The sequence below is a fragment of the Limnobacter thiooxidans genome, assembly GCF_036323495.1.
GTDB classification, from domain to species: domain Bacteria; phylum Pseudomonadota; class Gammaproteobacteria; order Burkholderiales; family Burkholderiaceae_B; genus Limnobacter; species Limnobacter thiooxidans.
The window spans coordinates 1,709,401-1,724,671 of sequence record NZ_AP028947.1 but is presented as its reverse complement, the minus strand read 5'-3'; the positions used below and the strand labels follow the sequence as shown (position 1 = coordinate 1,724,671).

Sequence of the window (15,271 nt, the reverse complement as noted above, 5' to 3'; positions counted from 1 at the left end):
GCCATGCGTCGGTGCAAACTTCGGCATGCGCTGGTGCAAACAACTGCTTAGGCAACCGGCTTGACCTTCGCCGCAGCCCGCTTGGCTTTCGCCCGAGCTTCCTCGACATCCACATCGCGCGCCAAAGCCACACCCATTCTGCGCTTCAGGAACGATTCAGGTTTGCCAAACAAACGCAGGTCAGTGCCCGGTTCAGCCAAGGCCTCTGCAATACCTTCAAAAGCAATGCCTTCCCTGTCCATTCCACCATAGATAACCGCGCTGGCACCCGGTGTTTTCAGGCTGGTGTCCACAGGCAGACCAAGAATGGCGCGGGCATGCAATTCGAACTCGTTTTGCCATTGGGTAATCATGGTGACCATGCCTGTGTCGTGGGGGCGTGGGCTGACTTCTGAAAACCAGACCTCATCGCCATTGACGAACATTTCTACGCCAAACAAACCTGTGCCACCCAACGCTGTGGTCACCAGGTCAGCCATGCGTTTCGCTTCATCCAAGGCTTTGGGGCTCATGGTTTGAGGTTGCCAGCTTTCCACATAATCACCGCTGACTTGAATGTGACCAACCGGTTCACAGTAGCTGGTTTCAATGGCTCCGGTTTTCGGGTTGCGACTGCGCACCGTCAACAAGGTAATTTCATATTCAAACCGCACCACTGATTCAACAATGACACGGCCTGAGTTCACCCGTCCCGCACTGGCGGCGTAGTCCCAGGCGGCTTCAAGTTCTTCTGGCGTATCCACCTTGGATTGACCTTTACCGGACGACGACATGACTGGTTTTATAATACAGGGGTAGCCAATTGGCTCGCGCCCGTCAATTCCTTGTTCAGTGGCCTTACGCAGGGTATCCAAGTCGTCTGCAAAAGCATACCTTGAACAACTCAAGCCCAAGTCCTCTGCAGCAAGCCTGCGAATGCCTTCACGGTTCATGGTCAGCCAGGCTGCATTGGCTGTTGGCACCACACGTACCACACCGTCGGCTTCCAGTTCCTTCAATGCAGGGGTGGCGATGGCCTCGATCTCCGGTACCACAATGTGCGGTTTTTCCTGCAAAATCAGGGCCTTCAATGCGCTTGGGTTGGTCATGTCAATAACATGGAATTTGTGGGCAACCTGATGGCCTGGGGCATTGGCATAGCGGTCCACTGCGATAACCTCCACACCCAGCCTTTGAAACGCAATAATGACTTCCTTGCCCAGCTCGCCGCTGCCCAGCAACATGACTTTCAGGGCATTGGACGTCAAAGGAGTTCCAACGCGGGTTGGAAAAGAAATTTTGGTCATGAACAGCTCACAAATTCGAATTAATCAATTGATGGATTCTGGGGTGTCGTGGTGGTGGGCATGGGAAGCTTCATCAAAAAACACAACCAACAACACCAACAACACAGGGCCGATAATCAAGCCAACAATACCCATGGTGATCACGCCACCAAACACGCCGAAGAGCACTGCCAAAAAGGGCAAATGGGTTCCGCCTTGAATCAACAGGGGCCGAACAAGATAGTCAGCCACCAGCACCACCAGCATACCGGCGATAACCAGTACCATGGCTTCTGCACCATTGCCGTTCAAGAACAAAATCATACCCAAAATTGCGAGTAATCCGGGCGCTGCCATGGGGATAAACGCAATCAATGCAGCCACGGTGCCCAGCAACACGGGGGCGTATACACCGCAGCCAGCAAAAAGCAGGGAAAGAATAACCGCTTCGGCAAAACTGACAATCACCAGTCCGTTGACTGCGGCGCGCAAGGCTGGGGGCATGTGAGACACATAGGGCTTCCAGCGTTGTCCCAACCAGTCAGTGCCAATGCGGTTCATTCGTATGCTGATGGACGAGCCATCCCGGTACAAAAAGAAAAGTACCCACAGGGCGAAAAACAGGGTGGCTACCCGTCCCAGAAGTTCGAGCAATATCGCGGATGCCGTGCCTTGCACGTCTCCAAGTCGCTGAGTGAGTGTTTCACGCAGCAGCCCTGAAATCTGCTTGGGTACGCTGAGGTATTCTCTCCAGCTGGCCACGAGCAAGTCGCCAAGCAATGGAATTTTCGGCAGCCATGCCGGAACTGCAACGCCTGAATCGTCAGCCTGTCGAAGGAAGTTGGTGATTTCGAGTACGTCCTGCACCATGAACACAATCAGACCAATCATCGGCCCAACCAGCAGGAATGCAACCACAAGAGTGGTCAGAAAAGCAGCGCCATTGGGCTTGCCAGGAAAACGCCCCCGGATACGACAATGCAATGGCCAGAAAGCAGTGGCGATGATTGCAGCCCATAGAATGGCCAGCAAAAATGGTGACAACACCACAGCAGCCCCCACCAGGATCAGGACTGTAAACAGTGTGCTGATCAGGGACTTCGGTTGTTTCAGGTGTTCTGCCATGTCAGCCAGTGAAGCGTTGTGCGCGTTACTTGAACGCTAGTTTGTGGTTCAATCATTGTAACAATGCCTGAATTGCAAACAGATTGTTTTGTGGTCTGGCAAACGCGCATGTTGAATTGCTGTCACTTAAACACCACCTTTATTCTTTTTTCATGAGAAAGCGAATGAAATTAACGAACGCCTTGCCAATCGTCATTCTTGGATCCAGTCTTGCATTGTTTCAACCCGTGGTTGCCCATGCAGACCTTTGTGAGAAAACGCCTGCTGTGAACCTGAACGCAGTCAGCAGCGAAGAGGTAGACAACGACATGGTTCGCCTGAACTGGCAGGTCCAGATTCAGGCAGCCAGTGCCAACGAAGCGATGACCGCAATCAATTCTGTGCTTGAAAAGTCGATTGCCAACCTATCGAAGAACAAGGACATCACCAAGCTGAAGAACAACCTTCAAACCTATCCGCAGTATGGGGAGAATCAGATCATCCAGACCTGGCAAGGAGTAGGTTCCCTGACATTCGAAATGCCCGTGCAGGCCTTGAAAAACCAGAAGGTTCTGAATGTGGCTGAAGGCCTGACCTTGAGCAACCTTGAGTATTTTCCAAGTGAACAACGCATTGAGCTAAGTCGTGAAAAACTGCTCGAGCTGGCCATGAAGGAGTTTCAGGCCAAGGCCTTGGTGGTCACAAAAGGTTTCGGTAAAACTGCGTACACCTTGGGTGAAGTGTCCATCAATGATGAAAACCAATCTTCACCGGGCTACCCGCGCATGTATGCTGCTGCATCGGACATGCGTAGCAAGGGTATGGAAGTTGCGCCTGCGGCCGGTTCAAGCCGCGTGAGCGTATCGGTCAATGGGCGCGTTTGTTTGAAGCCGTGAATGGAATCACCCGTGCACTGGGTTGTACGGGTGAATGGGCTTCTTTTGGCTCAAACAGGTCCTTGGCAGTTTGTTGAGCAGCATCGATATCGACCAGGCGCAAACCATTCTGTTTTAAAGGGGCAGGAGAAAGTTCCTTCTCCAGAATTTCCACCTGTTCACGCAGCTTGCCAAAAGATTCCCACATGAGTTTTGAAGACTCCATGGCTGCCTGCAAAGGGCTTTTTGAGCGCTGGCGAATCATCCTGATTCGAAACAGGGTCTGTTCGAGTGCCTGTCTGGCCTCTGGATCAACACTGGCCACATAGCCTTCCAAAACAGCCTCCCGACGCTGTTCGAACGCCACAGGGTCCACCTGGTACAAATCAGCCCATTCCTTGAAGTCAAAATTGGTCATGTCTGCTCCCTGGTTTGCTCGATCAGCCCTGCCACATTGGCATTCGGGTCATCAGAACCCATCAAAAACGCATGAACTGCCTTTTGCAGGGTTCTTAATCGCGTAGTTTTTAGGTTAAGCTCATGTCTTAGAGCTTCGTTCTCTTCCATGAGTCTGTCAACCAGCGCAAGAGTTTCAAATTTCTTCCCGAGATTTTCAACTTGATTGACTTCAATGTTTGAATGTTGACCCATGATGACTTGATGTGATGCTGTTAATTGTTGTACTGCCAAAGTTGGCAATTGGTTTTAGTAAACTCCTTCAGTCATTGCAATTTACAAATAAGAAAAGATGCCGATCACCCGCAGCCCATTGCTTTCGCTCAGATTCATTTGCTCATTCGTATTGCTTGCACCAGCGCTTGTGACACATGCGGCCGGGGTCAGCCCAAGCCGTTGTGAACAAAGTTTTGGCAAAGAAGTCGCCAACAGCACAATCGAAACATGCCGGCTTGAATTGACTAATTCGCTTACCACTACGAAGCGAATCGTAATTCTCGAAACCTTGGGCAAAGCTTACCTGTCGCAAAATGAGCCAGACTTGGCCATCACCACATGGAAAGAAGCCAGTCAGTACGCCCGACCAAGCCGCGAAGATGCCGTTTCATCTGAAACCTGGACCCGCCTTCAGGTATTGATTGCACAAACCCTTTTGCAGGCCGAACAGCCGCAAAAAGCCGAGGCGCACTTGAACCGGACCTTGAGCACAGTTGAGCAATCGATAGGACGCTATTCACTATCGGCTGGCATGGTGCAAGATACCTTGGGAACATTTTATGCGCTGCAAGCGAAGGCTGATGAAGCTGAAAAGGCGTTCAAACTTTCCCGTATTGTCTACGAAATTCGAATGGGTAAAACCCACCTGCGCACAATGGAAACTCGCATGAACCATGCAGTGGGGTTGCTGGACATGGGGCGAGAAACTGAAGCCCAAGAGCAGTTTCAGGTGCTTGCGGAAATCATCAATGCCTCACCGGCATACAAAAACGAGCCAATTCGAGCCGAAGTGCTGACATTTCTGGGCACATTGCAGATGCGGGGCGACAAATTGCTTGAAGCGGCCAACAATTACCAGGCTGCCTATGAAGTTCGACAAGCCGCATTTGGACCCAATGACATTAGAACGAGTCAGTCACTCAACAATTTGGGTGTTGTGCTGTACAGGGCAGGGGACTTGAAACGATCAGAGGTAGCTTTGAGCAAAGCCTACGTCATCCGAAGCGATGCGTTGGGCAGCCAAGACCCTTTGACGTTGAGTACCCAGAAGAACTTGCAGGCTGTTATTGCAGCGCAAAACGCCGCCAAAAACAGCCCGGTAAGGTGAATTAAAGCGTCTGGCTTTTAGCGCGAACCAGTCTGCGATTGGCCTTGAATGATTTGAATTCATACACCGCAACCAGTGCTACAGCAGAAAACAGACAGCCGATGGCGGCGAGAATGCTGGGGCTGGCTGCTTCGTAATTGATGTAGTCGACCAAACCATGAACCAGCATGGCTGCTGCAATCAACATCAAAATCAATACGCCAGGGTAGGAGCGAAGAGCTTTCATACGACACCTCTGAAAAAATTTACTGCGTGAATTACTGACCTCGAAGTCAGTAATCACACTTTATCATTGAGGACTGTCAAGGATTGGAGCTCTGCTTCTAACGTTGTTTAAAGCACAACATTGTTGTAACAGGCCTGAAAATATCTATTTTGTCCTTTTAAAACAGCCTAGTAGGATTAACAGAGCAAAAAGTCCGAACAGCTGGAGTGCACCCCCACCCCCGCCTGAAGAAGAGCCTCCGCCCGCGGGAGGCGAGTCAGAACCATCGAGCACAATATTCCCGACGGGCGAAGAGGGCAGACCAATGCCGCTGCTGGCCCCGTTAATCAGGGGTGACAATAAACTCGCCAAGAGAGTAGGGGAGGTTGCCCCCGGGTTCTGAACCACAATCGAAGCAATTGCGGAGCGGCCATTGGCGACCTGTGCACGTAAATCAAAGCCCAATACGCCTGCAGTTGCAGCCACTTCAACTGTGAGACCAGTTGAGGTAAGGACAGGATCAGGGGCAGAACTGTCTGATTTCACAATGTTGATCAAATCGAAAGAAACAGCAGAAACTTCCTGACCAGTGGAATCCAAAGAACCTTCGGCTGAAAAAACACCGGAAGAACCCGGAGCGATGACATTGCCTGAATTGGAGAACAGATTGGTCAGACCGCCCTGTGCCACACCAGTAACAAGCCTGAACACATCAAGCATACCGGCCCCACATAAAGCAGTGGTGCAATTGCATTCCACACCAGGCGTGTTCACGCTGCATATCTGTCTATTGGAAAAAGAGAGAAAAGGGCGGGCACTGGACTTCAGTGCGGACTCAACTGTGGCTACGCTCGCAGAAGGATTCACAGACCAGTACAAAGAAGCTGCGCCTGCCACCATAGGTGCGGAAAAACTGGTGCCGATCTTGGTGTTGTAGGTGTTGCTCAAGGGGGTAGAAAATCCAGTATTTGAGGCACTCCAAATGGGAAAAGCCGCGTCGCCACCGGGTGCCACCAGTTGAATACTGGGTCCATAATTGCTGTAATTGGCTTTCAAGCCTTGCTGATCCAACGCCCCCACTCCAAATGCACCAGGGCAATTGGCTGGAGAATCAACGGAACCGCCATCATTGCCTGAAGCAACCACAACCAAAGCACCAGCCTGACGGGCAGCAGCAACTGCAGCACCTTCAATGGCACCGACGCATTCGCCTTCGGCACCCAGACTCAAATTGATAACCTTGGCAGGGAAGGGGTTGGCGGGTACACCAGGCACACTCAATCCAGCTGCCCAACGGATACCGTCAGCCAGGTCAGTTGAAAAGCCACCGCACTTTCCCAACACCCGCACGGGGAGAACAGCGGCATTCCAGTTCACAGGAAAGATACCTTCGGAAACAACCGGGTTACCAGCCAGCAAGCCGGATACAAAAGAACCATGCCAGCTGGACTGGCTGACCGCACCGCAAGCCGGGTCAAACAATAAATCTGCGGGCGTGACACCATCGCCAGGGTCAGTAGGATCTGCATCACGATCAGAACCGCTTGAGGCCTGCCCGTCAGCACCAATAAAGGGATCCGCTACAAAATCGTACCCAGACAACAAATGACCTTGAAGCATGGGGTGCGAGGGCAGTACACCTGTATCCAGCACGGCCACAACCGTTGGCGCAGTGCCGTGAAAATTGGCCCACAGTGTGGCCGAATTCATTGAGGCAGGTTGGGATGAAACCGCCTGATGAAACCAGGAACGGCTTTGGCGAGACGGGTCAAGCCCATTGAGCAAACCGATCAGCGGCGACTGCGCACGCAGGCGAATTCGACGGTCCAAGGCGACTGATTCAACACGTGGATCCGATTCAAGCCTTTGTCGAACCTGTTCCATGTTCCAATTCGATTCTGTTGGCAGCACCACAATGGCACCCTGATTACCAAAGGCACGAACCATCCTGAACTGGCGTTTGTGAACCTTCGAAAGTTCATTCACCAACGCGCCAATTTCCTGCTGCTTTTGCAACACTGACAGGCGGGATTGCCGGGCGTTTTCCTGAGCGGACTGGTTCTGTTTGAATTGAATAACCCATCGTTCGGAAGCTTTTGCTGTTGTTGCTGTGAACAGGCACAAGAAGGCGGAGACGAACAGCAATCGATTGCGGGTTAAAAACATGAGGAAAGCCTGAAGAGTATTGAATCGGGGTGTTGGAATGATACCTAGACAGGTGGAGGGTGGATTCATGCAAACCGGTAGTATTTGCCTGTCCTTGTTCGTTCTGCTGGAAAAACCGGCAGAGGGTACCCAACGGGATGCATTTGAACACGGATATTAATATTAGTTTACATAATACAAATTATACGTAACTAATATGGTTGATTCGAATTGGGTTAGCCAGAGTGAATCCCACCAAGTTTGGCGATGATTCAAACTTGGTTTTCACCCGAAAACATGAATGACCCCGCTCAATTCAGCCAGAGGCATTCATGTACAAATTCGTATTCTTTGCATTCGTGTTAAGTGCGGTCTATCCAGACTGGCCTACCGATGCAATCACAAACAGCCAAGTCATCATTTCTGATCTTCAGTCACGAATAATTGTGGTTGATCTCGAGTTGCCCGAATAAGCTTTCGATACTTGAAACTAAGGTCGATATGGGCCTCTATTACAGGTCTGTCATGACGTGAGTTTTTCGTACCATGCTTGGGTATATAGACCCTTCTGGTATGGAAAAAACCAAATGTCAAACACCGCCTCCACAGAAATCAAAGCGGAACTCAAAGGTCGTAACGCGCGAATGTCAGCGTCTACAAACGGCCCGGAACGCCTTTTGGACCCACGTGTCCCGATTGTTACCAAAACTGATTTGAAAGGCAAAATCACCTACGCAAACCCTGCATTTGTCGAAATTTCCGGATTTTCGCTCGATGAGTTGATTGGGCAACCGCACAATGTGGTCCGCCACCCAGACATGCCGCGCGATGCGTTCAAAGACCTTTGGGACACAGGACACCGCAACGAACCCTGGAAAGGCCTGGTAAAAAACAGGTGCAAGGACGGCGGTTATTATTGGGTGGATGCCTATGTCACGCCGTTGACACAAAATGGCCAGAAGATTGGCTACATGTCAGTACGTTCAAAGCCAACTGATGCGCAAAAGTCCCAGGCAGATTCCTTGTACCGCTCAATCAATGCCGGCAATGCCACTTTCCCGTTTACCAAGCCAGCCAAAGGCCGTCCTTTCCTAGTCGACCTCAGTGTTGTGTGTTTCTTACCCGCAATCATCGCCCTGCTTTCAATGTCAGGAATTTCCGCCGTGGTGTATGGCAGTGCCCTGGCTTCTTTTGTGGCTGCTGGCCTTGGCTTGATGTGGATCAAAGGTCGTGTTGAGCACACCAACCAGGCCATGATGAATGCCCTGTGCGCCTTGTCTGAGGGCAATTTCAAACATGAAATCCCGGAATCGGGCACCCGCGAGTTCAACAAGGTCCACACTGCCTTCAAAAGCATGCAGGTTAACTTGCGTGCCATTGTGGCGGATGTGGTGTCCAGTTCATCCGAGGTGAAGGGCAATGCAGAAGCACTTAGCCAGTTGGCTATTAACCTGATGACACGTACCCAGCAGCAATCAGACGGTATTAACGGTGTTGCAGCAGCGCTGGAAGAATTGTCAGTGTCGGTTTCGGAAATTTCCGAGGCCACCGGTGCAAGCTCATCCCATGCAAAGAATGCGATGGATGTGGTGGATACCGGTGCAGAAAGCATGGACAAATCCACACAAGCCACTCAAAAAGTGGCTGAGGTGGTTCAGGACGCCAAACAAAACATTGAGGAACTGAACCGGGCTGTGGTCAAAATCAGCACGGTGACACGAACCATCACTGAAATTGCCGAGAAAACCAACCTGCTTGCATTGAATGCGGCCATTGAAGCAGCACGTGCCGGTGAGTCCGGGCGAGGTTTTGCGGTGGTGGCTGACGAGGTACGCAAATTGGCAGAAATGACGCGACAATCGACCACAGAAATTTCAGCCACCGTGAAGGAAGTTCAAAGCGGTACACAAAAGGGTCTGGACACCATGAGCAGGGCTGTTGATGAAGTCAATGTCGGAACTACCCTGATTCTGGAGGCTGGCGAAAGTTTGCAAGCCATCAAGTTAGCCAGCCGTGGTGTGGCTCAATCTGCAAAAGACATATCAGCCATGCTGGAACAGCAATCCCAAGCCTCCCTGGAAGTTGCCAACAGCATGGAAAGAATGAGTGCCTTGACTGAAAGCAATGTGGCTGCGATTCACGATCTGGATGGTGCTGCCAAAAAATTGGCCTCCACTTCTGGGGACTTGCGAAATCTGGTCAAACATTTTGAAGCGAGCCTGTAAACAGACGCCCTACCCCTCACCCGCCAAGGGCCTCCCGGCATCTAATTGCCGGGGCTTGGCTTCAAAGGCGCTTTGCGAAGCGCCTTTTCTTTTTTCATGATCTCGAAAGCCAGCTCTTGTCGCTGAGCTTTCATGGCATATCCAGCCGCATTGTAGCCAGCCTGATTGGTGAGCGCCGGGTTGGCACCCAACTTCAAGAGTGCGCGGGCTGCTGTCTCCCTGCCCTCGCGCGCGGCCATCATCAGGGGGGTGGTGTCATTGGGAGAAAGCACATTGATGTTGCCGCCAGCCTTCACCAGCAGTTCAATTGCAGTGGATGAACCTGCAGCCGCTGCATTGTGCAAGGGGGTCCACTGGCCATCGGCGCCCTGCTTTGCGCCTTTGCGCAGCAAGGCCGAAACCCATTCAGGCTTGTTCAGCGTGCAGGCCACCATTAATGGTGTTTCACCTCGGGGGTCAGGCTGATCGGGGTCCAGTTTGTTTGATGACAAAAGCACGCGCACCGCATTTGGCGAGTCTTGCATCATTGCAAACACAAGTGCAGGAAAGCCTTGTTCATTAACTGTATTGGGGTCCATGCCCTTGAGCAGCAGCGCACGCAGGCGATTTTCATCATCAAACTTGATTGCGAGGAAAAAGTCTTCGAAGGCACCCGCGTGCGACAAGCAAGGCAACAGCAGTGTTACAGCAAGGCAGGCGGAGAACTGTCGTCTGTTCAAGCTGCCGCGTCCTCGGTTTGAACCAAGCCGAACAGTTTGTCGAAGTTACTTGAAGTTTGAATACCAACCTCTTCAATTGAAATAGCTTTTTCCATTGCAATTACTTTGGCCACATGGGGCACAAAGCTGGGCTCATTGGTTTTTCCGCGATGCGGCACGGGCGCCAGGTAAGGGGAATCGGTTTCAATCAGAATTCTGTCCAGTGGCGCAAACCGGGCCACTTCACGCAAATCGGCTGCATTTTTAAAGCTGACAATGCCCGAGAAGGACAGATACATGCCCAGGTCGAGTGCCTTGCGGGCAAAATCCAGTGTTTCGGTGAAGCAGTGGATGACACCGCCACAACCCTGCACATTTTCTTCCTCAAGAATACGTAGCGTGTCATCCCCAGCAGCGCGGGTGTGCACAATCACGGGTTTCTTGCACACGTTGGCGGCACGCAGGTGCACGCGAAAACGTTCGCGCTGCCATTCCAGGTCGCCTTTCAAGCGGAAATAATCCAGCCCGGTTTCACCGATACCAATCACCCGTGCGTGGTCTGCCAGCTGCAGCAGTTTTTCAACTGTGGGCTCGGTGATGTCTTCGTAATCGGGATGCACACCTGCTGTGGCCCACAAGTTGTCGTGGTTTTCGGCCAGCGCCAGTACATTTGGAAAGTCTTCTAGCTGGACTGAAATACACAAGGCGCGACTGACCTGTGCTGCTTTCATTCGGCTGAGAATGTCTGGGAGCTGCTCGACCAGACCGGGGAAATCAAGATGACAATGCGAATCGGTAAACACTACAAGGTTGCTGTTTTTTTCATGGAATTTTGCATTTTACCTATCATTTGCTCAATTGCCACGCGCGCGCCTTCGCCACTGTCGTCTTTCGGGAACTGCACCCCGATACCGCGGGCTTTGTCGCCCCTGGCATTTGCGCCGCAAATCCACACCACCTTGCCGTTGATCGGAAATTTCTTGGCGTCATCACCCACGGTGAGCAGCACAAAAACAGGGTCTCCAAGGTTGTACTCTTTGTCCGATTCAATGAAAACCCCGCCCCCCTTGATGAAGGGCATGTACAAACTGGCGGCAGTGTTCTTGTCGCCAAGCGTCAATGACAACATCCAAGGGCGTGTGGCCTCTTTCGCGTTGCGGGCATTGTTGATCGTTGGACTGTTCATGCTTCTGAAGACCTGCTCAAGGTTGAAACCGGTTTTAAACAACTACCTGGTCAAAGTTTGCCACTGTTGGCCCACATACTCCAGCGCCAAACGGGGGTTAATCGGATGATTTGCCAACCTGAATTCCTTTTGAAGGTTTTGGTACAGGTTGCTGAACCGTTCAATCCCAACCGATTTAACCCACATCAGCTTGGGTTGAAGCCAGGGAAAATTGTTGCCTTTCAGGCCATGGGCCTGGGCGACACAATCACTGCACAGGCGCATGGCCAACTCCAGAACAACGGGCAAGCCCACTTTTTCAAGGCCTGCGGGCGGGTTGGCATGCTGATCCGGGTTGGCCAGCCAATCCAGAAATTTCTTGCGCAAATCCAGTTGGTCTGCCGCCTGCTGCGCAAGGCTTAAAGCTTCGAAGGGATCATTCATGGCCACACCCAAGGCGATCTCGGGTTGGGCCACGCCCTGCCCCTCCAGCCACTTCAGGCACTCAACAATTCCGGGCATGGGCATGGTGAGTTCCTGACAGCGCGAACGAATGGTGGGCAGCAATTTGTCGATGCGGCTTCCCACCAGGACAAACCGCAATCCGTTGGCTGGCTCTTCCAGGGTTTTCAGCAAGGCATTGGCCGTGTTGGCGTTCATTTGATCAAACGGGTACACCACCACATAACGTGAAGCGCCCCGGCTTGATGCCGTATTGAAGTAATTCTGCAAATCCCGGACATCGTCAATTCGAATGTCGTGGCTGGGCTTGACGCCGCTTTTCACTTCCACGTTGAAGCCCAGTTCAAGTGCCACGGCTTGCGGCATCAAATACCGCAGGTCCGGGTGGTTGCCTGCCAGCCGCATGTGGCAACCGGGGCATTGCAGGCAAGGCTTTGTTGCCGCAACGTTTTCACACAGCTCCTCAGCCAGGTGCTGGGTGACCAGTTCATACAGGCCCTTGGGTTGGTGGCCGTGTACCAGAATGGGTGCAGTGGTTGCCTGCATCAGATTGCCCAGTTGTGTCTGGGCACGAAGCAGCCAGCTTGCCGTGCTCATGCCAAGCCCAGGTTCAAATGGGTACGCATGAATTTGTCCAGTTCAAGCAAAACGGCCTCACCCACTTCGGCTTCGGACGGTTGTGCATCAATCACCCGGATTCTTCTGGGGTTTAACTGAGCCCTTTTGATGAACCCGGCCCGAACCGCTTCAAAATAGTTACCAGGCTTGGCTTCAAATTTGTCCCCGTCACCTGCCCTGCCCTGAATTCGGGCTTGAGACACGGCAATGGGCAGGTCAAACAAAAAGGTCAGTGTGGGTTCGAAACCATTCAAGGCCCATTTGCTCAGCTGCTGGCAGGCTTCCCAACTGGCACCACCGGCGCCGGCCTGGTAGGCAAAACTGCTGTCCTCGAAACGGTCAGTGATTACCCACACCCCGCGATCCAGCGCGGGTTGTATGGTCTGCACCATGTGTTGCCGGCGGGCCGCATACATCAGCAACAACTCGGTGTTGATGTCCATGTCGTGGTGCAACACCAGGTCCCGGATTGACTCGCCCACGGGTGTTCCGCCCGGTTCTCGGGTTTGAAGGCATTCATACCCAAGCTGCTCGAGGTGCGTCTTGACACGGGCAATGTGCGAAGACTTTCCCGCACCATCGACTCCTTCGAAGCTGATCAAATATCCCTGCTTTCGTTTGTTCATGAATGAATCATCGTCCAAGTTGATATTTGCGAACAGCGTTGTTGTGCTCATTCAGATTCTTGCTGAAATAGCTGCTGCCGTCACCCTTGGCCACAAAATAAAAATAAGGTGTTTTTTCAGGGTTCAAGGCCGCAAAAAGAGCCGCCTTGCCCGGTGTGGCAATCGGCGTGGGCGGCAAGCCCGCGCGGGTGTAGCTGTTGTAAGGGGTGTCGGTTTGCAGGTGCTTGCGGGTCAGGTTGCCGTCAAATGCCTCACCAACGCCGTAAATGACCGTGGGGTCGGTCTGAAGCAGCATGCCCACGCGCAGGCGATTCACGAACACGCTGGCCACTTTGCCACGGTCGCTGGCCAAACCGGTTTCTTTTTCCACAATCGAGGCCATTTTCAGTGCCTCATAAGGCGTTTTCAAGGGCGACTGGGGATCACGCTGCTGCCAGGCCTTTTCAAGTTCAAGCTTTTGCAAACGTACAGCCCGTTCCAGCAGTTCCGACAGGCTGGAACCAGGCGAGTATTTGTAAGTGTCGGGATAAATCCAGCCTTCCAGGCTACCACCTTCAAGCTGCATCCGGGTGGCAATGGCGTGATGATCCAGTCCGGGGTAATCGTCGATCAGGTCGGGTTGGCTGCGCAATTTCAACAGCAAAGCCCGGGCTGTTTGACCTTCGATCAGGGCGATACTACTGAGCACACCCTGCCCTTTGCTCAAATACTCCACCAACCCGACCACACTGATACCCTCGGGCAGTTCATATCGGCCAGCCTTCAGTTGGCTGGCACGGCCAGTAAGCCTTGCCGCAAGCACGAACAGTGTCGGGTTGACTTTCAAGCCCTGTTGATTCAGCTCGTTGGCAATGCCGCGCGCGCCTTGTCCGCTGCTGACATGGGCATCCACACGCAACTGGTTCCGGTCAATGGGTGTAAGCATCAACCACGACAAAAGGGCGAGGCCTGCCACCAGCAAAACCACACCCGCAATGGCAATTCGCTTCAGCCAAAGCCATTGAAAATTCGTTTTCCTGGGTACTTTTCGTGATTTTTTGGCTTTGCGCACGTGTTTGCTTTACCTTGGGTTGCTGGAAGGCGAGACCTTACCAGAAGCCACTACAATGTGGGAATTGGTCCTAATCATAGCGGGAAACTTTTTCCGGTTGGTTTGGGCGTTGTTTGTTTTGATCAATACAAAGGGTTTGAGCATGTCTGCACTGTTTTTATCACGTTGGGGCGTCATTGGCGTGGACGGAGACGACGCCATTTCTTTTCTGCAATCACAATTGAGCAATGATGTGGCGGGCATGTCTGAAAGTCAGCTGCGCCTGGCAGGGCTTTGCACTGCAAAAGGACGCCTACTTGGCAGTTTTTTCATTCTGCGCCAAGGCAAACAGGTTTTCATGGTGTGCCGCAAGGAAATTGTGCCGGCATTGGTCAAACGCTTGAACATGTTTGTGCTGCGTAGCAAGTGCAAGGTTCGTGACAGTTCTGCCGAGTTCCAGGTAGCGTATGTGGCGGCCACTGATTTGGCGCGACCCATGCAGGTGGAATGGGACGAACACGGCAATGCCACGGGCAGTCTGCGGGCTTTGGGCGGTGTAACACCCGGTTTCAGCTTGATTGCCGACGAACAGGGCACAGCTGATACCCAGGCTGACGATGCCTTTGAATTTGCCTTGCAGCAGCTGGGCATTGCCTATGTGTCGCAGCCCACAGTAGAAATGTTTGTTCCTCAGGCCATTAATTTTGATTTGGTGGGTGGGGTCAGCTTCAGCAAAGGTTGTTATCCAGGACAGGAAATTGTGGCAAGAAGCCATTACCTGGGCAAGGTCAAACGGCGCGTGTTTAAGGCGACAGCCAGTGGTGACTTGGTGGTGGCTGCGGGGCAAGATGTCTGGCTGGCTGGCAAGGACAATGAACCGGCCGGTGTGGTGGCCACTTCAGTCAAATTGAATGGCCAGCAGCACTTGCTGATTGAACTGCCGGTTGACGATGCAGAACAGCCCAATGCGATTTTCCGTGTGAAAAGTGAAGCGGGTGAGGCAGTGTTGCAGGTTACACCCCCACCTTACGATGTGCACCAGAAAGGCAACGTGTTTGAAACAGCCTGACACC

General features: G+C 52.4%; 16 protein-coding genes. 4 read left to right on the top strand and 12 right to left on the bottom strand.

The annotated features are described in order from the left end of the window. Positions 1–47 precede the first annotated feature (47 nt). Complete coding sequence (gene purT / locus RGQ30_RS07950; protein WP_420915173.1) at positions 48–1,277, bottom strand: formate-dependent phosphoribosylglycinamide formyltransferase; 1,230 nt, start codon at positions 1,275–1,277, stop codon at positions 48–50. Between the two features lie 33 nt (positions 1,278–1,310). Continuing rightward, positions 1,311–2,390 carry an AI-2E family transporter gene (locus tag RGQ30_RS07945; protein ID WP_130556428.1) on the bottom strand — a complete coding sequence of 360 codons (1,080 nt, stop codon included), beginning with the start codon at positions 2,388–2,390 and terminating at the stop codon, positions 1,311–1,313. Positions 2,391–2,554: 164 nt separating this feature from the next. Between RGQ30_RS07945 and RGQ30_RS07940 the strand changes: the two genes are divergently transcribed. Further along, on the top strand, positions 2,555–3,265 hold the full coding sequence (locus RGQ30_RS07940; RefSeq protein ID WP_338284871.1) for an SIMPL domain-containing protein: 711 nt from the start codon (positions 2,555–2,557) through the stop codon (positions 3,263–3,265). Here the strand turns inward: RGQ30_RS07940 and RGQ30_RS07935 are convergent. Together RGQ30_RS07935 and RGQ30_RS07930 are read right to left on the bottom strand one after the other, a co-directional pair. Then, complete coding sequence (locus RGQ30_RS07935; protein WP_130556430.1) at positions 3,237–3,662, bottom strand: DUF3135 domain-containing protein; 426 nt, start codon at positions 3,660–3,662, stop codon at positions 3,237–3,239. The genes RGQ30_RS07940 and RGQ30_RS07935 overlap by 29 nt on opposite strands. Then, positions 3,659–3,943, bottom strand: coding sequence for a hypothetical protein (locus RGQ30_RS07930; RefSeq protein ID WP_298217237.1), 285 nt, complete (start codon positions 3,941–3,943; stop codon positions 3,659–3,661). The genes RGQ30_RS07935 and RGQ30_RS07930 overlap by 4 nt, the downstream gene beginning before the upstream one ends. Positions 3,944–4,157: 214 nt before the next feature. Here RGQ30_RS07930 and RGQ30_RS07925 point away from each other — a divergent pair, with 214 nt between their 5' ends. Beyond that, entirely contained in the window at positions 4,158–5,024 is an 867-nt protein-coding gene (locus tag RGQ30_RS07925; protein ID WP_338284870.1) for a tetratricopeptide repeat protein, read from the top strand. A gap of 1 nt (position 5,025) precedes the next feature. Here RGQ30_RS07925 and RGQ30_RS07920 read toward each other — a convergent pair whose 3' ends face one another. Further along, on the bottom strand, positions 5,026–5,250 hold the full coding sequence (locus tag RGQ30_RS07920; protein WP_130556433.1) for a hypothetical protein: 225 nt from the start codon (positions 5,248–5,250) through the stop codon (positions 5,026–5,028). 144 nt (positions 5,251–5,394) lie between these two features. Next, complete coding sequence (locus RGQ30_RS07915; protein ID WP_338284869.1) at positions 5,395–7,395, bottom strand: S8 family peptidase; 2,001 nt, start codon at positions 7,393–7,395, stop codon at positions 5,395–5,397. Between the two features lie 566 nt (positions 7,396–7,961). Here RGQ30_RS07915 and RGQ30_RS07910 point away from each other — a divergent pair. After that, a complete protein-coding gene (locus RGQ30_RS07910; protein WP_298217241.1) occupies positions 7,962–9,599 on the top strand; it encodes a methyl-accepting chemotaxis protein in 1,638 nt (545 codons plus the stop codon). A 41-nt stretch (positions 9,600–9,640) separates the two neighbouring features. On the opposite strand, the gene RGQ30_RS07905 is transcribed toward RGQ30_RS07910, so the two are convergent. From RGQ30_RS07905 to mltG, 6 genes are read right to left on the bottom strand one after another with little or no spacing between them, the layout of a single operon-like run. Further along, positions 9,641–10,318 (bottom strand): ankyrin repeat domain-containing protein, encoded by a 678-nt coding sequence (locus tag RGQ30_RS07905; protein ID WP_130556435.1) that lies wholly within the window; start codon positions 10,316–10,318, stop codon positions 9,641–9,643. Beyond that, positions 10,315–11,100, bottom strand: a complete 786-nt coding sequence (locus RGQ30_RS07900) for a TatD family hydrolase (RefSeq protein ID WP_130556436.1) — start codon at positions 11,098–11,100, stop codon at positions 10,315–10,317. The genes RGQ30_RS07905 and RGQ30_RS07900 overlap by 4 nt, the downstream gene beginning before the upstream one ends. After that, a complete protein-coding gene (locus RGQ30_RS07895) occupies positions 11,100–11,483 on the bottom strand; it encodes a PilZ domain-containing protein (RefSeq protein WP_130556437.1) in 384 nt (127 codons plus the stop codon). Before RGQ30_RS07895 ends, RGQ30_RS07900 begins: the two co-directional genes overlap by 1 nt. Positions 11,484–11,525: 42 nt before the next feature. Then, positions 11,526–12,521 carry a hypothetical protein gene (locus RGQ30_RS07890; protein WP_130556438.1) on the bottom strand — a complete coding sequence of 332 codons (996 nt, stop codon included), beginning with the start codon at positions 12,519–12,521 and terminating at the stop codon, positions 11,526–11,528. Then, entirely contained in the window at positions 12,518–13,168 is a 651-nt protein-coding gene (gene tmk / locus RGQ30_RS07885) for a dTMP kinase (RefSeq protein ID WP_130556981.1), read from the bottom strand. Before tmk ends, RGQ30_RS07890 begins: the two co-directional genes overlap by 4 nt. Positions 13,169–13,175: 7 nt before the next feature. Beyond that, positions 13,176–14,219, bottom strand: coding sequence for an endolytic transglycosylase MltG (gene mltG, locus RGQ30_RS07880; RefSeq protein WP_130556439.1), 1,044 nt, complete (start codon positions 14,217–14,219; stop codon positions 13,176–13,178). 142 nt (positions 14,220–14,361) lie between these two features. Here mltG and ygfZ point away from each other — a divergent pair, with 142 nt between their 5' ends. Continuing rightward, complete coding sequence (ygfZ, locus tag RGQ30_RS07875) at positions 14,362–15,267, top strand: CAF17-like 4Fe-4S cluster assembly/insertion protein YgfZ (RefSeq protein WP_338284868.1); 906 nt, start codon at positions 14,362–14,364, stop codon at positions 15,265–15,267. Positions 15,268–15,271 lie beyond the last annotated feature (4 nt).